At 70.6% G+C, this 21563-nt stretch carries 22 protein-coding genes; 7 read left to right on the top strand and 15 right to left on the bottom strand.

Features of this window, described 5'->3' with window-relative positions; all coding sequences use genetic code 11:
* Positions 1-45 precede the first annotated feature (45 nt).
* The 3 genes from ACK8N7_RS21150 to ACK8N7_RS21140 are packed head-to-tail and all read left to right on the top strand — an operon-like array spanning position 46 to position 2658.
* Positions 46-1365, top strand: coding sequence for a 3-oxoacyl-ACP reductase (locus tag ACK8N7_RS21150; protein WP_500443686.1), 1320 nt, complete (start codon positions 46-48; stop codon positions 1363-1365).
* A 5-nt stretch (positions 1366-1370) separates the two neighbouring features.
* A complete protein-coding gene (locus tag ACK8N7_RS21145) occupies positions 1371-2225 on the top strand; it encodes a MaoC/PaaZ C-terminal domain-containing protein (protein ID WP_500445802.1) in 855 nt (284 codons plus the stop codon).
* Between the two features lie 49 nt (positions 2226-2274).
* Positions 2275-2658 (top strand): VOC family protein, encoded by a 384-nt coding sequence (locus tag ACK8N7_RS21140; protein ID WP_403212788.1) that lies wholly within the window; start codon positions 2275-2277, stop codon positions 2656-2658.
* A gap of 15 nt (positions 2659-2673) precedes the next feature.
* Here ACK8N7_RS21140 and ACK8N7_RS21135 read toward each other — a convergent pair whose 3' ends face one another.
* The 6 genes from ACK8N7_RS21135 to ACK8N7_RS21110 all read right to left on the bottom strand — a co-directional run bounded on the left by ACK8N7_RS21135 (position 2674) and on the right by ACK8N7_RS21110 (position 8075).
* Positions 2674-3300: a TetR/AcrR family transcriptional regulator gene (locus ACK8N7_RS21135; protein WP_403212908.1), complete on the bottom strand. Its 627-nt coding sequence runs from the start codon at positions 3298-3300 to the stop codon at positions 2674-2676.
* 219 nt (positions 3301-3519) lie between these two features.
* Positions 3520-4911, bottom strand: coding sequence for a dicarboxylate/amino acid:cation symporter (locus tag ACK8N7_RS21130; protein ID WP_500443684.1), 1392 nt, complete (start codon positions 4909-4911; stop codon positions 3520-3522).
* Positions 4912-5340: 429 nt separating this feature from the next.
* Positions 5341-5634 carry a DUF4229 domain-containing protein gene (locus tag ACK8N7_RS21125; RefSeq protein ID WP_015609248.1) on the bottom strand — a complete coding sequence of 98 codons (294 nt, stop codon included), beginning with the start codon at positions 5632-5634 and terminating at the stop codon, positions 5341-5343.
* A 121-nt stretch (positions 5635-5755) separates the two neighbouring features.
* Positions 5756-6292 carry a GNAT family N-acetyltransferase gene (locus tag ACK8N7_RS21120; RefSeq protein ID WP_500443682.1) on the bottom strand — a complete coding sequence of 179 codons (537 nt, stop codon included), beginning with the start codon at positions 6290-6292 and terminating at the stop codon, positions 5756-5758.
* Positions 6293-6406: 114 nt separating this feature from the next.
* A complete protein-coding gene (gene mqnE, locus ACK8N7_RS21115) occupies positions 6407-7570 on the bottom strand; it encodes an aminofutalosine synthase MqnE (protein ID WP_031126089.1) in 1164 nt (387 codons plus the stop codon).
* A 49-nt stretch (positions 7571-7619) separates the two neighbouring features.
* On the bottom strand, positions 7620-8075 hold the full coding sequence (locus ACK8N7_RS21110) for an Lrp/AsnC family transcriptional regulator (protein ID WP_010063935.1): 456 nt from the start codon (positions 8073-8075) through the stop codon (positions 7620-7622).
* Positions 8076-8196: 121 nt separating this feature from the next.
* On the opposite strand from ACK8N7_RS21110, the gene ACK8N7_RS21105 reads away from it, so the two are divergent.
* The gene (locus tag ACK8N7_RS21105) at positions 8197-8343 is read left to right on the top strand and encodes a hypothetical protein (protein ID WP_018512700.1); all 147 of its coding nucleotides are present in this window, start codon (positions 8197-8199) and stop codon (positions 8341-8343) included.
* 10 nt (positions 8344-8353) lie between these two features.
* On the opposite strand, the gene ACK8N7_RS21100 is transcribed toward ACK8N7_RS21105, so the two are convergent.
* Positions 8354-9037: a UbiX family flavin prenyltransferase gene (locus ACK8N7_RS21100; RefSeq protein WP_403212793.1), complete on the bottom strand. Its 684-nt coding sequence runs from the start codon at positions 9035-9037 to the stop codon at positions 8354-8356.
* Between the two features lie 120 nt (positions 9038-9157).
* Here ACK8N7_RS21100 and ACK8N7_RS21095 point away from each other — a divergent pair, with 120 nt between their 5' ends.
* Positions 9158-9790, top strand: a complete 633-nt coding sequence (locus ACK8N7_RS21095; protein WP_500445800.1) for a rhomboid family intramembrane serine protease — start codon at positions 9158-9160, stop codon at positions 9788-9790.
* 9 nt (positions 9791-9799) lie between these two features.
* Here ACK8N7_RS21095 and mqnP read toward each other — a convergent pair whose 3' ends face one another.
* Together mqnP and ACK8N7_RS21085 are read right to left on the bottom strand one after the other, a co-directional pair.
* A complete protein-coding gene (mqnP, locus tag ACK8N7_RS21090) occupies positions 9800-10723 on the bottom strand; it encodes a menaquinone biosynthesis prenyltransferase MqnP (RefSeq protein ID WP_403212795.1) in 924 nt (307 codons plus the stop codon).
* Positions 10720-12177 carry a menaquinone biosynthesis decarboxylase gene (locus tag ACK8N7_RS21085; protein WP_164238464.1) on the bottom strand — a complete coding sequence of 486 codons (1458 nt, stop codon included), beginning with the start codon at positions 12175-12177 and terminating at the stop codon, positions 10720-10722. Before ACK8N7_RS21085 ends, mqnP begins: the two co-directional genes overlap by 4 nt.
* Positions 12178-12320: 143 nt before the next feature.
* Here ACK8N7_RS21085 and ACK8N7_RS21080 point away from each other — a divergent pair, with 143 nt between their 5' ends.
* Together ACK8N7_RS21080 and ACK8N7_RS21075 are read left to right on the top strand one after the other, a co-directional pair.
* Complete coding sequence (locus ACK8N7_RS21080; protein ID WP_500443678.1) at positions 12321-12728, top strand: PLD nuclease N-terminal domain-containing protein; 408 nt, start codon at positions 12321-12323, stop codon at positions 12726-12728.
* A 189-nt stretch (positions 12729-12917) separates the two neighbouring features.
* A complete protein-coding gene (locus ACK8N7_RS21075) occupies positions 12918-14231 on the top strand; it encodes an aldehyde dehydrogenase family protein (RefSeq protein ID WP_500443676.1) in 1314 nt (437 codons plus the stop codon).
* Positions 14232-14296: 65 nt separating this feature from the next.
* On the opposite strand, the gene ccsB is transcribed toward ACK8N7_RS21075, so the two are convergent.
* From ccsB to fes, 6 genes are all read right to left on the bottom strand, one after another.
* Positions 14297-15373: a c-type cytochrome biogenesis protein CcsB gene (gene ccsB, locus ACK8N7_RS21070; protein ID WP_403212801.1), complete on the bottom strand. Its 1077-nt coding sequence runs from the start codon at positions 15371-15373 to the stop codon at positions 14297-14299.
* Positions 15370-17175, bottom strand: a complete 1806-nt coding sequence (gene resB, locus ACK8N7_RS21065; RefSeq protein WP_500443674.1) for a cytochrome c biogenesis protein ResB — start codon at positions 17173-17175, stop codon at positions 15370-15372. Before resB ends, ccsB begins: the two co-directional genes overlap by 4 nt.
* 4 nt (positions 17176-17179) lie before the next feature.
* Positions 17180-17989: a cytochrome c biogenesis CcdA family protein gene (locus ACK8N7_RS21060; RefSeq protein WP_403212805.1), complete on the bottom strand. Its 810-nt coding sequence runs from the start codon at positions 17987-17989 to the stop codon at positions 17180-17182.
* Positions 17990-17993: 4 nt separating this feature from the next.
* A complete protein-coding gene (locus tag ACK8N7_RS21055; protein ID WP_403212807.1) occupies positions 17994-18596 on the bottom strand; it encodes a TlpA family protein disulfide reductase in 603 nt (200 codons plus the stop codon).
* 67 nt (positions 18597-18663) lie between these two features.
* Positions 18664-19935: a polysaccharide deacetylase family protein gene (locus tag ACK8N7_RS21050; protein WP_403212809.1), complete on the bottom strand. Its 1272-nt coding sequence runs from the start codon at positions 19933-19935 to the stop codon at positions 18664-18666.
* 108 nt (positions 19936-20043) lie between these two features.
* The gene (fes, locus tag ACK8N7_RS21045) at positions 20044-21486 is read right to left on the bottom strand and encodes an enterochelin esterase (protein ID WP_500443672.1); all 1443 of its coding nucleotides are present in this window, start codon (positions 21484-21486) and stop codon (positions 20044-20046) included.
* Between the last annotated feature and the right edge of the window lie 77 nt (positions 21487-21563).

The following is a 21563-nucleotide window of genomic DNA, read 5'->3' as shown; positions in this document are numbered from 1 at the left end:
ACCTTACTCTGGAGTAAATCTACGACCGAGCAGGGAGCCAGGACAATGGCCGATCGCTATCTGCACCTCACCGGCACAGCACCCGGCCGCTTCCTCACCCGTCGGCTCGGCCTGCCGCAGCCCGCCCCGCTGCGCCGCTGGACCCTGGAGACCCCGCACCTGGAGGGGCCGCTGCTGCGCCTGACGGCGGGGACGTCGGCGGTCACGGGGGTGGCGGAGGTGCTTTCCCGGGCCGGGCTCCCGGTCGTCGGCAACACCGACCGGCCCGCCGCGATCGTCCTCGACGCCACCGGGGTCACCACCGCCGCCGGGCTCGGGGACGTCCACGCCGCCCTGCAGCCCGTCGTACGCTCCCTGACCCCGGGCGGGCGGATCGTCGTCCTCGGTACGGTGCCGTCACCCGACGACCACCACCAGGCCGCCGCCCAGCAGGCCCTGGAGGGGTTCGTCCGCTCGCTGGGCAAGGAGATCGGGCGCGGCTCCACCGTCCAGCTCGTGCGGATTCCGGCCGGGGGAACGGCCCGAGCGGCCGAGTCCACGCTCCGCTTCCTGCTCTCCCCCCGGTCCGCCTACGTCAGCGGCCAGGTCATCGAGCTCACCACCGCCGCCCCCGGCCCCGCCGCCGACCGGGCCGCCCCGCTCACCGGCCGCACCGCCCTGGTCACCGGGGCCGCCCGGGGCATCGGCGCGGCCGTCGCCTCGGTGCTCGCCCGCGACGGGGCACAGGTCATCGCCCTGGACGTGCCGGGGTCGCGGGAGGAGCTGGAACGCACCGCAGACCGGCTCGGCGCCACAGCCCTCCCCCTGGACATCACCGCACCCGACGCCGCCGACCGCATCGCCGCAGCGGCGCCCGACGGGCTCGGCGTCCTCGTCCACAACGCGGGCATCACCCGCGACCGCCGCCTCGCCAACATGCCCGCCGACCGCTGGGCATCGGTGATCGAGGTCAACCTGGACAGCGTGCTCCGCACCACCGACGAGCTGCTCAAGGCGGGCGTCATCACGCGCGGCGGCCGGATCGTCGCCACGGCCTCCATCGCGGGCATCGCGGGCAACACCGGGCAGACCAACTACGCCGCGAGCAAGGCCGGGATCATCGGGCTCGTCCGCTCGCTCGGGCCGCGCGCCGCCGCCGACCACGGCGTCACCGTCAACGCGGTCGCCCCCGGCTTCATCGAGACGAAGATGACGGCCGCCGTGCCGCTCTTCATCCGCGAGGCGGGCCGCCGTATGAACTCCCTCTCCCAGGGCGGCCTTCCGGTCGATGTCGCCGAAGCCGTCGCCTGGTTCGCCCAGCCCGACTCCACCGCCGTCAACGGCCAGGTGCTGCGGGTCTGCGGCCAGAGCCTGCTGGGGGCGTGAGCGCGGTGACCGGACTGAGCGCCTCCCTCGTCCGCGGGGCCGTCACCTCGCCGTTCAAGCACCCCGGCCGGCCGGGCGCCACCCTGCCCACCGACCGCCTCACCCTCCCGGCGGCCCCTGCCGCACCCGGCCCTCTCGCCGCGTACCGCAGGATCTGCGGCTTCCAGCGATCCGCACTCCGGCCCGGGTCCGCATCCGGGCCGCTCCCGCTCACGTACCCCCATGTCCTGGCCTTCCCGCTCGCCATGCGGCTGATGACCGCTCGGGGCTTCCCGCTCCCCGTCGTCGGGCTCGTCCACACCTGGATCGAGATCGCCGCCCGACGGCCGGTACAGTCCGACGAGGCGCTCGAACTGACGCTTTACGCAGAGAAGTTGACGCCCCACCGGCGCGGCACCGAAGTCACGATGGTGACCGAGGCGCGGATGGACGGGGCGCTGGTGTGGGAGTCCCGCAGCGGCTATCTGTCACGGCACGCGACGAAAGCCGCCGGGGGTACCCGCGAGGCCGACGGAGGCCCCGCGCTCCCCGCCGTCACCCAGTGGCGGCTCCCCGGTGATCTCGGGCGGCGGTACGGAGCCGTCTCCGGTGACCGTAATCCGATCCACCTCCACCCGCTGACCGCCCGCCTCTTCGGCTTCCCCCGGGCCATCGCGCACGGCATGTGGACGGTGGCCCGCTGCCTGGCCGAGGCTGGTGGGCAGCCCGGTGAAATCCGTTCCGTACGGGCCGACTTCAGGGCTCCCGTGCTGCTGCCCGCCACCGTGACGTACGCCGCCGACCCGGCCGGGAACGCCTTCGCGCTGCAGAGCGGGAGCGGGCGCGTGCACCTCACCGGGGCGGTGACACGAACCTCCTGAGGCCCTCCACCGCACCCCGCGAGGCGCCCCCGCTCCCTACACTGCCGCCATGGCATGCCGCATCAGCGAACTGGTCATCGAAGCCGCCGACGCCGAGCGGCTCGCCGCGTTCTGGAGCGAGGTGCTCGGCTATGGCGAACTCGGCCGGGAGAGCGACGGGTCCATCGAGATCGGGCCGCCCGGCGCCGGCTTCGGCGGCCCGCAGCCCACGATCGTCCTGAGCCCCAACAGCGAGTGCCGGACCGGGAAGCTCCGGCTGCACATCGACGTCAACGCCACAGACCGCGACCAGGACGCCGAGCTGGAACGGCTCCTCGCCCTCGGCGCCAGGCCCGCCGACGTCGGCCAGACCGGCAACGAGAGCTGGCACGTCCTGGCCGACCCGGAAGGCAACGAGTTCTGCCTCCTGCGCACCCGGCTCCAGCCACTCTGATCCTCGTACGGCCCCCTACGACGCGTCCGCCGGCGGCTGCCACGGCCGGGCGTGCATCAGGTTCTCCAGGCCCGCCCAGGCGAAGTTCATCAGGGTCGCCGCGGCCTCCTTGGCCGATACGCCCGGGGTGTCGTTGGCCCAGCCCGCCAGCGACTCCGCGGCGCCCACCAGGGCCTGGGCCAGGCCCGCCACGTCCCGGTCCACGAGGGCGGGGTCACGGTGGGCCTCGCGGGCGGCGGCGCCGATCAGGCCCGTCACGAACGCGACGATCTCGTCGCGCATCACCACGACCTCGCTGATGAACGGCTCCCCGTGCGACCGCGCCTGGCGGTGCAGCACCGCCCAGCCGTCCGGGTTCTCGGCGGTGTGGGTGAAGAACGCCCGCAGCCCCGACCAGAGTTGGCCGTCGGCGGGCAGCTCCGGATCCACCCCGGCCCGCACCGCCGCCACCAGGGCCTGTGCCTCGCGCCGGATACAGGCGGAGAAGAGGTCCTCCTTGGAGTGCAGGTAGAGGTAGACCAACGGCTTGGAGACGCCTGCCAGCTCCGCGATCTCGTCCATCGAGGCGGCCCGGTACCCGCGCTGCCCGAAGGTCTGCACCGCGGCGTCCATCATCTGCCGCTCACGCACGGCGCGTGGCATCCGTTTGCCCTTCACAGCACCCACGTCCGACATCCTCCCCACCCCACAGTCCCGCCCCACAGTCCCGCCCCGCAGCCCTGCTCCCGGCAAGGGTACGGCGGGCCGCGCCGCGCCGCCGACACAGCCGCCCGGCAGCCCGCCCGTTCCCGCCCTCCCGACGCGGAAGCGCCCCTGGCCCACCTCGCGGGGTGGACCAGGGGCGCTCGGGCCGGGCTGCCGCTAGGCGGTGACCGGAACCGCGTCCTTCGGTTCCGGCGTGCGGTCGCGGTCCTCGTCCCGGCCGGCGTCGTCGGACGAGCCGAACGCGTCGATCGGGGAGGCCGAGGCCGAGTTGTACTTGTCGTGGTCGAGGATCTTCTCGCGGGCCGAGACGATGACCGGGACCAGCGCCTGACCGGCCACGTTGGTGGCGGTGCGGATCATGTCCAGGATCGGGTCGATGGCCATCAGCAGACCGACGCCCTCCAGCGGGAGACCCAGCGTCGACAGGGTCAGGGTCAGCATGACCGTCGCACCGGTGAGACCGGCGGTGGCCGCCGAGCCGATCACCGAGACGAAGGCGATGAGCACGTAGTCACCGATGCCCAGCTGGACGTCGAAGATCTGCGCGATGAAGATCGCCGCCAGCGCGGGGTAGATCGCGGCGCAGCCGTCCATCTTCGTGGTCGCCCCGAACGGGACGGCGAAGGAGGCGTACTCCTTCGGAACGCCGAGGCGCTCGGTGACCCGCTGGGTGACCGGCATGGTGCCGACCGAGGAGCGGGAGACGAAGGCCAGCTGGATCGCGGGCCAGGCGCCCTTGAAGAACTGGAGCGGGCTGACCTTGGCGACGGTGGCCAGGAGCAGCGGGTAGACGCCGAACATCACCAGGAGGCAGCCGATGTAGACGTCGGCGGTGAACGTCGCGTACTTGCCGATCAGGTCCCAGCCGTAGTCGGCGATGGCGTAGCCGATGAGGCCGACGGTGCCGATCGGGGCGAGGCGGATGACCCACCACAGGGCCTTCTGGAGCAGCTCCAGGATCGACTGGCTGAGCGTGAGGATCGGCTGGGCCTTGTCGCCGAGCTTGAGGGCCGCGATACCGGCGACGGCCGCCATGAAGACGATCTGGAGAACGTTGAGCTCGGTGAACGGCGTGATCACGTTGTCCGGGATGATGCCGGTCAGGAAGTCGATCCAGCTGCCGCGGTTCTCGGGGAGCTTGCCGTCCTTCGGCGTGAGGCCGGTGCCGGAGCCCGGGTTGGTGATCAGGCCGATCGCGAGACCGATCGCGACCGCGATCAGCGACGTGATCATGAACCAGAGCAGGGTGCGGGTCGCCAGCCGGGCGGCGTTGTTGACCTTGCGCAGGTTGGTGATCGACACCAGGATCGCGAAGAAGACCAGCGGGGCGACGGCCAGCTTCAGCAGCTGGACGAAGATCGAGCCGACCTTGTCGAGCGTGGTGACGAGCCAGGAGACGTCCTGGCTGCGGGCCAGCCAGCCGAGCAGGACACCGAGGACCAGACCGGCGACGATCTGGGCCCAGAACGGGACCTTGGGTATACGCGGACCGGAGCCGGTGGACGGCTGCTCGGCCTCGGGGGCGGCGGACGCGGAATTCGCGGACACGGACACACTCCAGTGGGGGACGCATCGGGACGTACGAGGACAGGCGTACGGACGTGCGGTGGAACGGGGACGGGGTCGCGGCGCCCGCGTCGAAGGGCGGCGCCGCTGCATGATGCCGTAATCAGACCTCGCGGCAACAGACCGCGGACATACAGCGGCAGAGATCGACATGCAGGCGCGCCACGAGCGGAATGCTCGCGGCGTGACGGAGGCGCACTGCTGTCTTCATGTCGAATACGTTAACACTTGAACTTTGGGAACCTCAAAGCCTTTCTTTGACCACGGAACAGGCCCCCGACTCAGGGGTCGCACCACCTCCGGGCGCCCCGGAAACGCCAAGAGCCCCGGCACGGGAGCGATGCGCTCCGGTCCGGGGCTCTGCGGGAAGTTCACATGGCACGACCCGCGGGGGCGTGCGTGTGAGGAAGCTTACTGAACGGCGTCCTCGCGGGTGCGGTTCGCGTCGAGGCGGGCCTTGGTCCGGTCGACCGTGGTGATGATCTGCTCGGACATCTCGTCGCGCTGCTTGCGCAGCAGGACGTAGCTGAGCGGGGCGGAGAGGACGAGGCCGAGGAGGATCACCCAGACGACGTTGGAGCCTCCGAGTCCGGACGGCACCAGCCCGAAGTGGACGGCGACACCGGCGGCGAAGAAGCAGCCGACGAAGATCAACAGGCGCAATGCCGTGTACCGGATCATCGCGCTCGGCTTGGCAGCGGACACGGCAGGCCCTCTCTTCCCATGAACTCTCGACACACTCCTGCCCGTCCAGTGAAGCATGGCCCGAATTCTCAGGGTTAAGGGGGTTCCCGGGGCCCTCGGGGTTCAGGGGGTGGCCGGACCTTCAGGGGGTGGCCGGCCCCAGCGGGAGCAGCAAGACGATGTCGTCGCGGTCGTCGCCCGGGGCGACCCGGATGCCGCCCGGGACCCGGCCGACCTCCTTGTAGCCGCAGGCGGCGTAGAAGCGGTCGGCGCCGGTGCCGCCGCGGCAGGTGAGGCGGATCGCCTCGATGCCGTCGATTGAGCGGGCCGCGTCGGCGGTGGCGGCCATGAGGTCGCGACCGTACCCCTTGCCCTGGTGGCGGGGGTGGACCATGACCGTGTAGAGCCAGAGCCAGTGCTTCATCAGCCGGTGGGTGTTCAGCGTGAGGAAAGCGGTGGCGGCGACGGCCCCCTCCTCGTCGCGGCCGACGAGCAGCCGGGTGCGGCCCTGCTCGATGGCGACGAGGTGCTTGAGCAGCTCGGGCCGGATCTCCTCGGCCGTGACGGGCGGGACGAACCCGACGGCGCCGCCCGCGTTGCTGACGTCGGCCCACAGGGCGGTGATGCCGTCGCGCAGGGTGGGCGAGAACACGGGATCCAGCTCGAAGGTAAGTGGCATAGGGCAAGACTAACCATTACCCAACCGTCGGCTCAACCCTGTCCGGAACGCGAGAAAGCCCCGGCCGGGGACGGCGGCCGGGGCTTTCGCACGACGCGGTGGACGGAGCTGGACTCAGACCCGCATCGGCTGCGGCGACTCGCGCCGGTCCGCCTCGGGACCCGGGTACTCGCGCAGGATCTCGTACCGGGTGTTCCGCTCGACCGGCCGGAAACCGGCGTCACGGATCAGGTCCAGCAGATCCTCGCGGCCGAGCTTGTTCGGCGTACCGAAGTCGTCGGCGTCATGCGTGATCTTGTACTCGACGACCGAGCCGTCCATGTCGTCCGCGCCGTGCTGGAGCGCGAGCTGGGCGGTCTGCACGCCGTGCATCACCCAGAAGACCTTGACGTGCGGCACGTTGTCGAACAGCAGCCGGGAGACGGCGAAGGTCTTCAGTGCCTCGGCGCCGGTAGCCATCGTGGTGCGCGCCTGGAGCTTGTTGCGGACCTTGCCGTCCTTCATGTCCACGAAGTCGTGCTGGTAGCGCAGCGGGATGAAGACCTGGAAGCCGCCGGTCTCGTCCTGCATCTCGCGCAGCCGCAGCACGTGGTCGACGCGGTGACGGGGCTCCTCGATGTGCCCGTACAGCATCGTCGCGGGGGTCTTGAGCCCCTTCTCGTGCGCGAGGCGGTGGATGCGCGACCAGTCCTCCCAGTGGGTGCGGTGGTCGACGATGTGCTGGCGGACCTCCCAGTCGAAGATCTCCGCGCCGCCGCCGGTCAGCGATTCGAGACCGGCGTCGATCAGCTCGTCGAGGATCTCGGAGGCGCTCAGGCCCGAGATGGTCTCGAAGTGGTGGATCTCCGTCGCCGTGAACGCCTTCAGCGCCACGTCCGGCAGGGCTTCCTTCAGCGCGCTGAGCGAGCGCGGGTAGTAGCGCCACGGGAGGTTGGGGTGGAGTCCGTTGACGATGTGCAGCTCGGTGAGGTTCTCGCCCTCCATCGCCTTGGCGAGGCTGACGGCCTCCTCGATCCGCATCGTGTACGCGTCCTTCTCGCCCGGCTTGCGCTGGAACGAGCAGTACGCGCACGAGGCGGTGCACACGTTGGTCATGTTGAGGTGGCGGTTGACGTTGAAGTGCACGACGTCACCGTTCTTACGGGTGCGCACCTCGTGCGCCAGCCCGCCGAGCCACGCCAGGTCGTCGGACGCGTAGAGCGCGATCCCGTCCTCGCGGGTCAGCCGCTCGCCGGCCCGGACCTTCTGCTCCAGCTCGCGCTTGAGTCCCGCGTCCACCTGGCCGCCTCCCATTTCCTCCGTACAACAGACCGCACCAACCGTACGCCTACGACTCCTCGGGAAGTTCCCCGACCCGGTTCTCCCACTTGGTGGAGAGCACGATCGTGGTACGGGTCCGCGAGACGCCCTTCGTGCCGCTGAGGCGCCGGATCGTCTTCTCCAGGCCGTCCACGTCACCGACCCGCACCTTGAGCATGTACGAGTCGTCGCCCGCGATGAACCAGCAGTCCTCGATCTCCGCGAGGTCCTTGAGCCGACGGGCGACGTCCTCGTGGTCGGCGGCGTCCGAGAGCGAGATCCCGATCAGCGCGGTGACGCCGAGGCCGAGCGAGGCCGAGTCGACGGTGGCGCGGTAGCCGGTGATGACACCGGCGGTTTCCAGCCGGTTGATGCGGTCGGTGACGCTGGGCCCGGAGAGCCCCACGAGCCGTCCCAGCTCGGCGTACGAGGCCCTGCCGTTCTCTCTGAGGGCCTGGATGAGCTGCCTGTCCACCGCGTCCATATGACTGAAACCTTCCATTGTTCAGCAGTACCGCGAGTCTACGTGTAGAATCTAAGGCATGCAGGGCTCAGGCCCTGCAAATCTTCTAGAACATCCAAGAAATGCTTTCGAATCTTCAGGAGTGAACTTCACCGTGTACACGATCGAGATGGCCTACGCCCGGATGCGCGAGCTGCAGGACCTGGCCAACCGCTCGCGTGCCCACCAGCCCGCCGCCGCGCACCGCGTGGACAAGACCCGCGCCCCGCGCACCACCAAGAAGCGCTGACCCGCGCCCCTCACTCACCCGGGCTGCGGGAGCCGCCACCGAGCTCTCCCTCCCAGCGGCGGTACAGCCGGTGTTCCACCCCGGCCGCGTCCAGCACCCGCCCCGCGACGAAGTCCACCAGGTCCTGGATGTGCGTCGCGCCCGCGTAGAACGCCGGAGAGGCGGGCAGCACGACCGCGCCCGCCTCGTCCAGGGCCACCATCTGCTTCAGCGTCTGGCCGCTCAGCGGGGTCTCGCGCACCGCGACGACGAGCGGGCGGCGCTCCTTGAGCGTCACGCTCGCGGCCCGCTGGAGCAGATCCTTCGACAGACCGAGCGCCACCCCGGCCACACAGGCCGTCGAGGCCGGCACGATGAGCATCCCCTTCGCCGGGTACGACCCGGAGGACGGCCCGGCGGCCAGATCACCGGCCGGCCAGTGGCGTACGCGCTCCAGCTCCGCGTCGCCCACCGCGAAGGCGTCCCGCTTCCCGTCGGCGCCGCGTTCCAGCCAACAGCGCAGGTCCTCGCGCCAGTGCCCGTCCCGGAACGCGATGCCGGTCTCGTCCAGCAGGGTGAGCCGCGAGGCCCGGCTCACCACCAGGTCCACGCTCTCGCCGCCCGCCAGCAGCCCGCGCAGGACGGCCGCCGCGAACGGGGTCCCCGAAGCACCGGATACCCCGACAATCCAAGGCCGCCGCTGCTGATGAGTCACTGAAGTCCCGGATTCCACAGCAGCGAGCCTATCCGGCACACCCCGGCACCCCGCACCCGGAACCGGGCGGCGGCCCGGGACGTTCCACAGATGACAGCAACCCGGGGGCAGGGACAGACCATGGGCGACTACTGGACAACCGACCGCAACACCGGCTCCACCACGACCGGCGGCGCACGGGCGCTCACGGCCGGCATCCTCATGGTGGGCTGCGTCGCTCTGCTGTGGATCCTCGAAGGGATCGACGTAGCGACCGGACACGCACTCGACACCTATGGCATCAGCCCGCGCGAGATGGCCGAGCTGCGTGACGTGGTGCCCGCCGCGTTCCTGCACAGCGGCTGGGAGCACGTCGCCTCCAACAGCGTCCCGCTGCTGGTCCTCGGCTTCATCGCCGCCCTCGGCGGGCTGCGCAGGTTCGCCGCCGTCGTCGTGACGATCATCCTGGTCAGCGGCGTCGGCGTCTGGCTGACCGCCCCCGCGTTCACGGTGACGCTCGGCGCCTCCGGCGTGGTCTTCGGGCTGCTGGGCTATCTGCTGGTCCGCGGCTTCGTGGACCGCCGCCCCTGGGACGTCCTGATAGGCATCGGCGTCGCCGTGGTCTACGGCTCGCTGCTCTGGGGCGTCCTGCCCACCGACTCGGGCGTCAGCTGGCAGGGCCACCTCTTCGGGCTGATAGGCGGCGTGGCGGCGGCCTTCTTCTTCCGCAGGCCGCCCGCGCGTCGCGGCCCGGACAACCTGGTCACCGTCTGAGCGGCCCGGTTACGGGGTCAGGCCGCGCAGCAGCAGGTCCAGCAGCGCGCAGGCGAAGAGCGCCATGCCGATGAAGCCGTTGACGGAGAAGAAGGCGCGGTTCAGCCGGGACAGGTCGTGCGGCCGCACCACCCGGTGCTCGTAGACGAACGCCACCGCGACGATCACCATGCCGATCCAGTAGAAGACCTCGGCGTCCGTCGCCAGGCCGAACCAGACCAGCAGCCCCGTCGTGATCACGTGACAGACCCGGGCGCCCCAGAGCGCCGCCGGGATACCGAAGCGCGCCGGGAAGGAGAGCACCCCGTGGGCCCGGTCCGCAGCCACGTCCTGGCAGGCGAAGATCAGGTCGAAGCCGCCGATCCAGATGCCGACGGCCAGCCCCAGGATCACCGCGTCCCACGACCAGCTGCCGGTCACCGCGAGCCACGCGCCGATCGGCCCGATGGCCTGCGCGAGACCCAGGATCGCGTGGGGGAAGTTCGTGAACCGCTTGCCGTACGGATAGACCACCATCGGCACGACCGCGAGCGGCGCCAGCACCAGGCAGAGCGGGTTGAGCAGGGCGGCGGCGCCCAGGAAGACGGCGAGCGCGACGAGCGCCCCCGTCCAGGCCGACTTCACCGACACCGCACCGGTGACCAGCTCGCGGCCCGCGGTGCGCGGGTTACGGGCGTCGATCTCCCGGTCGATGATCCGGTTGGCGGCCATGGCGAACGTCCGCAGCCCCACCATCGCGAGCGTGACGAGCAGCAGGACGCCCCAGTGGATCGTGCCGTCGAGCTGGAACATCGCGGTCAGCGCGGCGATGTAGGCGAAGGGCAGCGCGAAGACCGAGTGCTCGATCATCACCAGCCGCAGGAAGGACTTCACCCTGCTGTCCGACGGCGCGGAACCGGGTACGGACGCCGCCGCCTCTGCCGCACTGCTCACAGTCCGTACTCCTTCCAGCGGCGGTCGACCTTCGCCGCCGTCTCCGGGTCGGACTCGACCATCTCCGGCCAGCCCCCGTCCCGGGTGTAGCCCTCCGTGGGCAGCTTCCGGGTGGCGTCGATGCCCGCCTTGCCGCCCCAGAACTGCTGGTAGGAGGCGTGGTCCAGATGGTCGACCGGGCCCTCGGTGACGGTCAGGTCCCGGGCGTAGTCGGTGTTGCCGAGCGCCCGCCAGGCGACCTCGTGCAGATCGTGGACGTCACAGTCGGAGTCGACGACCACGATCAGCTTGGTCAGCGACATCATGTGGGCACCCCAGATCGCGCTCATCACCTTCTGCGCGTGCTTCGGGTACTTCTTGTCGATCGAGACGATCGCGCAGTTGTGGAAGCCGCCCGCCTCGGGGAGGTGGTAGTCCACGATGTCCGGCACGATGATCTTCAGCAGCGGCAGGAAGAAGCGCTCCGTGGCCCGGCCCAGCGGCCCGTCCTCGGTCGGCGGCCGGCCCACCACGATGGACTGGAGCAGCGGCCGCTTCCGCATGGTGACGCAGTCGATGGTCAGTGCGGGGAACGGTTCCTGCGGGGTGTAGAAGCCGGTGTGGTCCCCGAACGGGCCCTCCGGCAGCATCTCGCCCGGCTCCAGCCACCCCTCGATGACGACCTCGGCCTGGGCGGGGACCTGGAGCGGCACGGTCTTGCAGTCGACCATCTCGATCCGCTTGCCCTGGACGAACCCGGCGAAGAGGTACTCGTCGATGTCCCCCGGCAGCGGCGCGGTGGAGGCGTACGTCACGGCGGGCGGGGCGCCGAAGGCGATGGCGACCGGCAGCCGCTCACCACGCCGGGCGGCGACCTGGTAGTGGTTGGCGGAGTCCTTGTGGATCTGCCAGTGCATCCCGATCGTGCGCTTGTCGTGGCGCTGGAGCCGGTAGAGCCCCAGGTTCCGGACGCCGGTCTCGGGGTGCTTGGTGTGGGTGAGGCCCAGGTTGAAGAAGGAGCCGCCGTCGCCGGGCCAGGTGAAGAGCGCGGGCAGCTGCTCCAGGTCGACGTCGTCGCCCTTCAGCACGACTTCCTGGACCGGCGCGTCGTCGGACTTCACCTTCTTCGGCGGTACGTGGACCATCGAGCCGAGCTTGCCGAAGGCTTCCCGGACTCCGACGAAGCCCTGTGGCAGCTCCGGCTTGAGCAGCCCGCCGATCTTGTCGCTGATGTCGCTGTACGACTTCAGCCCGAGGGCCTTGAGCAGGCGCCGGTCGGTGCCGAAGACGTTCATGGCCAGGGGCATCGAGGACCCCTTGACGTTCTCGAAGAGCAGGGCGGGGCCGCCCGCCTTGTTCACCCGGTCGACGATCTCACCGACCTCCAGGTGAGGATCGACCTCGGCCTTGACGCGCTTGAGATCACCATCGCGTTCAAGAGCCCGGAGCAGGGAGCGGAGATCGTCGTAAGCCATGCGGTCCAGTTTGTCATCCCCCTCCGCCCGGCCCCGCCGGGGCTCCCCGCCGCCGGGCCCCGGATCGACGGCGGCCAGCCGGTACCCTGGCCGCGACACCGGGGAAACACCGAGCCCCGCCGCCGCTCACTGGGGGACGCACCATGAGAGCCCTGTTGTTCATCGTCCCGCTGGCTCTGACGATCTACGCGTTCATCGACTGCCTGAACACCTCGGAGGAGGACACCAGGCATCTGCCGAAGATCGCCTGGGTCTTCATCATCCTGCTGTTCTGGATCGTCGGCCCGGTCGTGTGGCTCTTCGCCGGCAAGGCCCGCCGCAACGCGGCCACCGGCACCGGCCCCTCCTCGTGGCAGCGGGGCAGGCGGCAGCAGTGGGTGGCCCCGGACGACAACCCCGACTTCCTCAAGTCGCTCAAGGACGACAAGGACGCCAGGAAGGCCGAGGCGGAGGCGGAGTCCAGGAAGGCCGAGAAGGCCGAGGCCGAGGAGGAGCTCAAGCGCCGCGATGGCGGTACGGGCCCCGACGACAAGTCCCCGCCCACTTCCTGAGGGGCTATTCCTCCGGGCAGGGGTGATCTTTCCGACCGGCGCGGTGGGCGCGTCCCGGGGGCGGCGTCGGCCATCCTCGAAGGGGTAACGCATGCACCGCACGCGCCCCCCTTCAGGAGCACGCGTGACTCTTCATGAGCACACGTGACCTCCTCAGGAGCACGCGTGACCCTCCTTAGGAGCCCCCACATGTCCGAAACGCCCGCCGAGCTCGTCGCCCGCCTCCGCGCCACCTTCCGCACCGGCCGCACCAAGGACCTCGCCTGGCGCACCGGCCAGCTGGAGCGGCTGCGCGCCCTGCTCACCGAGCACGGGGACGACCTCGCGGATGCCCTCCGCACCGACCTCGGCAAGAGCCGCAAGGAGGCGTACCGGACCGAGATCGACTTCACGGTCCGGGAGATCGACCACACCCTGGAGCACCTCGCCGGCTGGCTGCGGCCCGAGCCCGCCCCCGTACCGCCGCATCTCGCCCCCACCGGTGCCACCGCGCACACCGTGCTGGACCCGCTCGGTGTCGTCCTGGTCATCGCGCCGTGGAACTACCCGGTGCAGCTGCTGCTCGCCCCCGTCGTGGGCGCCCTGGCGTCCGGGAACTGCGTGGTGGTCAAGCCCAGCGAGCTGGCGCCCGCGACCTCCGCCGCCGTGGCCCGGCTGCTGCCGCAGTATCTGGACACGGACGCGGTCGGGGTCGTGGAGGGCGCGGTCGAGGAGACCACCGCCCTGCTGGAGCAGCACTTCGACCACATCTTCTACACCGGCAACGGCACGGTCGGCCGGATCGTCATGGCGGCCGCCGCCAAGCACCTCACCCCGGTCACCCTGGAGCTCGGCGGCAAGTCCCCCGTCTTCGTCGACCGGGGTACGGACCTGAAGGCCGTGGCCGGGCGGCTCGCCTCGGGGAAGTTCCTCAACGCCGGGCAGACCTGTGTGGCCCCCGACTACGTACTGACCGACCCGGAGACCGCCCCGGCCCTCGCGCAGGCGCTGGCGGCCGCGGTGGAGGGGCTGTTCGGGACGGACCCGGCCGAGCACCCGGAGTACGGGCGGATCGTGAACGAGCGCCACTTCGACCGGCTGACGGCCCTGCTCGACTCCGGCACCGCGGTGACCGGCGGCGCCCACGACCGGGACACGAAGTACATCGCGCCGACCGTGCTCGCCGATGTGGCGCCGGACGCGCCCGTGATGGGCGAGGAGATCTTCGGCCCGATCCTGCCGCTGGTCACGGTGGACGGCCTGGACGAGGCGATCGGCTTCATCAACGACCGGGACAAGCCGCTGGCCCTGTACGCGTTCACCGACTCCCCCGCCGTACGGGAGCGGCTGCTGGCCGAGACCTCGTCGGGCGGGGTCGGCATCGGGCTGCCCCTGGCCCATCTGACCGTCTCGGACCTGCCGTTCGGCGGGGTCGGCGAGAGCGGCATGGGCAGCTACCACGGCCGCTACTCCCTGGAGACGTTCAGCCACCGCAAGGCGGTCCTGGACACCCCGCTGAGCTGACGACGTACGAAGGCGCCCCGGACGGTTTCGGTATCCGTCCGGGGCGCCTTCGTACGTACGCGGTCTCAGACCCCGGCGTAGGAGTGCAGACCGGTGACGAAGATGTTCACGCCGTAGTAGTTGAACAGCCAGCAGGCGAAGGCGACGAGCGCCAGATAGGCGGCCTTGCGGCCCTTCCAGCCGGCCGTGGCGCGGGCGTGGAGATAGGCGGCGTAGGCGACCCAGGTGATGAAGGACCAGACCTCCTTGGGGTCCCAGCCCCAGTACCGGCCCCAGGCGTCGCCCGCCCAGATCGCGCCCGCGATGATCGTGAACGTCCAGAGCGGGAAGACGGCCGCGTTGATGCGGTACGCGAACTTGTCCAGCGACGACGCGGAGGGCAGCCGCTCCATGACGGAGGCGGCGAACTTCCCCGGCGTACCACCGGAGGCGAGCTTGTTCTCGTAGCTGTCGCGGAAGAGGTAGAGCACCGTGCCGACCGCGCCGAGGTAGAAGACCGCGCCGCAGATGATCGCGGTCGAGACGTGGATCCACAGCCAGTACGAGTGCAGCGCGGGCACCAGCTGGTCGCTGTCGGTGTAGAGCGTCGTGACCGCGATGCCGAGGTCCAGCAGGACCGTGGTGACCAGCGGGAGGCCGATCCAGCGGACGTTCTTCTTCAGCGCGAGCAGCACCAGGTACGAGCCGACCGCCACGGTGGAGAAGGTGATCGAGAACTCGTACATGTTGGCCCAGGGGGCCCGCTGCACCGACAGGGCGCGGGTGATGACACCGCCCGCCTCCACGACGAAGGCCACCACGGTCAGCGAGACCGCGATCCGGCCCCACAGGTCACCCTTGAACGTGCCGCCCGCGGCGCCCGGCCCGTCGGGCACGTCACGGGTCCCGGCGGCCGCACGGGTGACGACCTTCGGCCGCTCCAGCACGGCGGTGGAGCCGGCCTGGACGACCACCGGGGCGGCGGCGGAACCGCCGGCCGCGCCGGACAGCGCGGCGGCCGTACGGCCGACCTTGCTGCGGCTGCCGAGCACCCACTCCGCGATGTGCGCGAAGAAAGCCAGGGTGTAGACGGCCATCGACGAATAGATCAGCACATTGCTGGTGTGCGCCAGGCTCTCGTTGGTTGCGGCGGCGAGATTCACTTCTCAGCCCCTTCGGCAGGTGCTTCAGCAGGGTGTACGGGCCGGCTCCCGGCCTCGTTCGTGGCGTCGGGTCCGTCCACGTCCATGGACGTGGACACTGCGGGTTTCTCCGGGGCGACCGGCGCAGTCGTGATCAGGGCGGCCGCGAGGTCTCCCAGCTCCTCAGGGAGCTTCGCGGACTCGCTGCGGCCGAGGCCCGCCATCTCCACGACGGTCACCCCGTCCGCGCCCCGCACCGCCCGGACCCAGACCCGGCGGCGCTGGATGAACAGCGAGGCGGCGAGTCCGGCGATGGCGGCGACGGCGCCGCCGAGCGCGAGGCCGTTGCCCGGCTGCTGCGAGATCTGGAAGCTCGCCCACTCCTCGATGCCGTCGAAGGTGATCGAACCGGCGCCGTCGGGCAGGTCCAGCTTCTCACCGGGGCGCAGCATCTTCTTGAGCAGCTCGTCGTCCTCGTTCTTGAACTCCTTCATCTGGGACGTGTCGAGCTGGTAGACGTTCTGCGGCAGGCCTGAGTCCACCCCGAGGGAGCCGCTGTAGGCGCTCAGCGCCAGCACCGGGAACTCCGCCCCCGGGAACTGCGAGAACATCTGGCCCTTGCCGTGGCCCGCGAAGGTCGGCACGAAGAAGGCCTTGAAGCCGAGCTGCGTCTTGACGCCGTTCTTGTCCCGGTAGCCGTCCATCACCTTGATGGCGCCGGTGGAGGTGATGTTGTTGTCGATCGGCAGCAGCGGTACGGAGTTCCGCGAGACGACCTTGCCCTTGCCGTCCCGGACGGTGACGACCGGGGCGTAGCCGTGGGCGATGAGATAGACCTTGGTGCCGTCCACGACGAGCGGCTCGTTGACGCGGATGACGCCCTTGCGCTCGGGCCCCTCGACGCCCTCGGTGTACTTCACCCGGGCCTCGAAGGTGCGGGGCGTGCCGCGCTGCGGGCCGCTCTCCTCGTACGTGCCGACGAAGTCGTCCAGGACGAAGCTGAAGGGGGCCAGCGAGTCCGTGTCGTAGAGCGATCCGGACTTGAAGTCGTCGTACTGGGTGAGCGTGTTGGCGAAGCCGTCGCCCTCCACGACCAGCTTGCCGCCCTCGGACTTGAAGAGCTGCCCGGCGGCGAAGGCCACCAGCATCACGATCAGTGCGACGTGGAAGACCAGGTTCCCGGCCTCGCGGAGGTAGCCCTTCTCGGCGGCGACCGCGTCGCCCACCGTGTGGGCCCGGAAGCGCCGCTTGCCCAGCACGCCGAGGGCCGCCTCGCGGACCTCCTCGGGCTCGGCCTCCGTGCGCCAGGTGGTGTACGCGGGCAGCCGGGTCAGCCGCTTCGGGGCGCCCGGCGGGCGGCTGCGGAGCTGGCCGACGAACTGGCCGGTGCGCGGCACGATGCAGCCGATGAGGGAGACGAACAGCAGGATGTAGATCGCGGAGAACCACACCGAGCTGTAGACGTCGAAGAGCTGGAACTTCTCGTAGATCGGGGAGAGCGTGGTGTGCTGGTCCTTGAAGTTCTGGACCTTCAGGTCGTCCACGCTGGTCTGCGGGATCAGCGAGCCGGGGATGGCGCCGAGGGAGAGCAGGAACAGCAGGATCAGCGCGACCCGCATCGAGGTGAGCTGGCGCCAGAACCAGCGGATCCAGCCGACCACCCCCATGGCGGGGACGCCGGTACCGGCCTGGGGCTCGGTCTCGGGCCGCTCCTCGCGGGGCGCGGTGGAGAGCCGCTCGCCGGCCGCGCTGTCGACGCGCTCCTGCTCGCGCTCGGCCGCGGCGGCGCCCGCGCCGGTGTCCGTGGTGTTCGTCTTGCCCATGAACTCAGATCCCCACAGTGAAGCCGTTGGACCAGGTCTGCATCTGCTGCATGAGCGTCGCCCACACACCGGTCAGCAGCAGGATCCCGGTCACGATCATCATGCCGCCGCCGATCCGCATCACCCACGCGTAGTGGCGCTTGACCCAGCCGAACGCTCCGAGTGCCCTGCGGAAGGCGACCGCGGCCAGGACGAACGGGACACCGAGTCCGAGACAGTACGCGACGGTCAGTATCGCGCCGCGTCCGGCCGTGCCCTCGTTGAACGCGAGCGTGCTCACCGCGGCGAACGTCGGGCCCATGCACGGCGTCCAGCCGATCCCGAAGAGCGCGCCCAGCAGCGGTGCCCCGGCCAGGCCGCTCACCGGCCGCTTGTGGATGCGGAACTCGCGCTGGGTGACGCCCGGCAGGAACCCCATGAAGAAGACGCCCATGAGGATCATCAGGACACCGAGGACCTTGTTGATCACCTCGGCGTGCATCTGGAGCTCCCGGCCGAAGAAGCCGAAGAGCGCTCCGCCCGAGACGAAGACCACGGTGAAGCCGAGGACGAAGAGTGCCGCGCCCGTCACGACCCGGCCGCGCCGGGCCTCGGCCAGGTCGGTGCCGGTGACCCCGGTGACGTAACTCAGATAGCCGGGGACGAGCGGCAGCACACAGGGCGAGAAGAACGAGATGAGACCGGCCAGCAGGGCGATGGGCAGGGAGACCAGCAGGGTCCCGCTCAGGACGGTCTCGTTGGCCGAGGCGAGCGTGAGCGTGCCCTCGTGCCCGGCGAGCAGGGCGGTGCCGTGGTGGGTGGCGAGCGGGATCACCGGATCACTTCTCCGCGATGATCGGGTCGATCATCTCGCGCAGCTGCTCGGCGTCCAGCGGCTGGAGCGTGCGGGCCGCGATCTTCCCGTCCCGGTCGACGACCACCGTCGAGGGGATGGCCTGCGGGTTCACGGTGCCCTTGGGGAAGCGGAGGATGAGCTTGCCGATCGGGTCGAAGAAGCTCGGGTAGGTGATCCCGTAGTCCTTCTCGAAGTTCACCGCGGGGTCCCGCTGCGCGTCCCGGGTGTTTATCCCGAGGAACTGCACGCCCTGGTCGGCGGTCTCCTCGGAGACCTTCGCGAAGTACTTCGCCTCCAGGCGGCAGGGGCCGCACCAGGAGCCCCAGACGTTGAGCACGACGACCTTGCCCTTGTAGTCGGCGAGGTCGAGCGGCTTGCCGTCCAGGCCCTTGCCCTGGAGTTTCGGAGCCTCGGGGCGCTCCCCCTTCGCGACGGTGGAGATGCCCCCGCTGCCGGTGACGAAGTTGGTGTTGCCGCCGCCCTGGGCCTTGTTGCCGTCCCCGCACGCGGTCAGCGTCAGGGCACCGGCCACGGCGGTGGCGGCGAGCAGGGTGAAGCGGCGTCGGGATGCGCGGCCAAAGCTCATGTGAAAAGTTTCGCATGGCAGTTCCGGCGATCTCCCGCACCCCCCTCGGTGACCGTAAAGCCCCTTGTCAAGCCTGTTTAAAGAAGGAGTTCCAGCCGCCTGCAGGCGACTGTCCGACCTCCAGGGTGCGGAGCTTGGCGAGGACGGCGGGATCCTGCACGTCCAGCCAGTCGACGAACTGCCGGAAGGAGACGAGCCGCACATCCTTCTTGCCGGCGGTCTTCTTGATCACTTCTTCCACGGCATCCATATAGATGCCGCCGTTCCACTCCTCGAAGTGATTGCCGATGAAGAAGGGCGCACGGTTCGTCGTGTAGGCGCGCTCGAAACCGGCGAGATACGCGCCGGCGGCCTGCTTGCGCCAGCCCGGATAGCGCGAGGGCATGCCCTTGGTCGAATTCTTCGACTGATTGGCGAGGATGTTGTAGTCCATCGAGAGGACCTCGAAGGAGTGGCCGGGGAACGGCATCCCCTGCAGCGGCAGATCCCAGACGCCGCCGCGCTTCACGGGCCACATCTGGCGGCCGCCGGGCGAACTGGCGTCGTAGCGCCACCCGAGTTTGCCCGCGGTCGGCAGAAGATTGTCCTGGCCGAGCAGACAGGGGGTGCGGCCGCCGATCAACTCCTTTCGGTAGTCGAACGGCAGCGGGTCCTCGTTCTCCCAGCCGGTGTTGGTCCGCCATTCCGTGACGAACGACATGGCCTGATCGATCTCGCTCCGCCATTGCGCGGAGGTCCAGCGTTCGACGGAACCGGAACCGCCGCAGAAGTGCCCGTTGAAGTGGGTGCCGATCTCATGGCCGTCCAGCCAGGCCTGGCGCACGTACTTCAGCGTGTCCTTGACATGGCCATCGGTGAGATAGCCGATGTCGGAGGCGCCGCGGGGGTTGTTCGGGGGACGGTAGAGGGATTTCTTCGACTCGGGCAGCAGATACAGCCCGGAGAGGAAGAAGGTCATCGCGGCGTCGTGCTCTTTCGCGAGGTCGAGAAAGCGCGGGAAGAGCCCGTTGCCGACCTCGCCGGCGCCGTCCCAGGAAAAGATCACGAACTGCGGCGGAGTCTGGCCGGGTTCGAGCGGGACGGGGGCGGCGGGCTGATGGGGCTGCTTTCCGGTGTCGGCGGTGGAGCCGTCGCCGATCGGACGGGCCTTGTTCTTCGGCGAACCGTTTCCGCTGCCCTTTCCGCCGTTCCCGGTGTCACCCTTGTCACCGCCGCCGTCACCGGACCGGCCGCCCTCCGACGAGCCGGAGGAAGTGGAGAAACCACAGCCCGCGAGTCCGATCGCGGCGGCGGTGCCGAGCCCCGCGCCGAGCAGTCCCCTTCGATTGATGTCGCGCATGTCGTCCCCATCTGCGGTCGTTTTATCTCAAGGCCATACAAACTGCTGATGGGTGAGAGGCCTTGGACAACACGACGGTTCCGTGCAATTGGGGACTTTCAATACGCTTTACCTTGCGGCGGGGCCTGAGGGCAGCCTTGAGGGGCGCCCGGCCGAGCGGTGGGCGGCGCCCGTCCCGCCCTGGGACTCTGCCGCGTCCACGTCAAGGCTGGTGCCCACCAGCTCCACCAGGGCGTCCGCCAGGAACCCGCGCCAGCAGGCGTAGTCGTGGCCGCCGTTGTGGAGATTGCGGGTGACCCGGTGGCCCCGGGCGCGCAGCACCGCCTGGAGGGCCTCGGTGTGATCCGCCATGGCTCCCTCGTGCAGGCCGACGTCGAAGCGGACGGCGGCCCCCCGCACCGTGCCCCGTCCGGCCGGGAGCCCGTCGCGGAGTCCGGCGGCGAGCGTGGCCGGCCAGGGGGTGCCGATCGCGTCCGGCGCCACGGCCCCGGGCTCGAGACCCGGCCGCCACCACAGCGACGGGGACTGCGCGACGATCCCGCCGAACCGCTCGGGCCGGGTGAGTCCGGCGTACAGCGCGGTCATCCCGCCGAGCCCCTGACCGGCCACCACCGTCCGGTCCGCCCGCGCGGTCAGCGGCCACCGGGCGCTCGCCCAGGGCACCACCTCGTCGGCGAGGAAGGAGACATAGCTCTCCCGGCCGCCCAGCTCCAGCCTGCGCGTGGCGGTACCGACGGCGTCCGGGGCGAGGACCGCCAGCGGCGGCAGGAGCCCGTCGGCGATCAGCGCGTCCAGGGTGTCCTGGAGGCCGAGCCGGTCGAACCACATGTCACCGTCGCAGAGCACCAGCAGCGGCAGGCGCCCCTGCTCCCCGGGCTCGTGCGCCGGCCGGTACGGGACGGCGTCCGGCGGCAGGTAGACCCACACGTCCCGCTCGGCACCCAGGACACCGGCCGCGACGGCGTGGCGCTCGACGCCGCCGCGCGGGACAGCGGGCCGCCGGGCGGCCCAGGGCTGGGGCGGGGCCTCGGGCAGGGCGAAGACCGAGTCCTGCGCGTCACGCCAACGGGTCGCCATCCGGGCCGGGTTGAGCGGGTCGGCCCCGCCGTGCGCCCGCAGCGCCAGCAGCCGCCGCTGCAGCAGGGCGGGGTCGGCGGGGTCGGCCCCGGCGGAGATGTCGGCCACCATCCGGTAGGAGCCGCGGTGGTCGGCGCGCAGCCGGAGGCCGAGGTGCCAGATGTCGGTACCCGGCAGGTGGTGCAGGAGGGAGTCGGCGAGCCGGTCGCGCCCGGTGAGGCCCGGGGCCATCAGCAGGACCCGGCGGGTGGCGCGGTGGCCGCGCCACAGGAAGGTGACGGCCCGGTGGCCGGGGGCGTCGTCGAGCTCCTCGACGAGGGGGGTGCCGGTGCGGGCGGCCTCTGCCCAGAAGGCCTCGGCCAGGGCGTCCCGGGCGGCGGCGTCCCGGGCGCCTTCGAGCTGCCGGGCGAGCCGGGCCATCCGGGGGCCGGTGACCGGCCGGGGGGTGGCGTCCACGTCCGTACAGTCACTCATCGGCGTGCCTCACCGGGCTGGACCGCGGCGCCCGTCTCGGGTCGGGGAGGGGGGTCGGGGCAGGTTGCGTCATCGCT

It is taken from the genome of Streptomyces griseobrunneus (assembly GCF_046713465.1).
GTDB lineage: Bacteria > Actinomycetota > Actinomycetes > Streptomycetales > Streptomycetaceae > Streptomyces > Streptomyces microflavus.
Note: the sequence above shows the minus strand (reverse complement) of the source record. Positions and strands in the feature narration are given on the sequence as shown.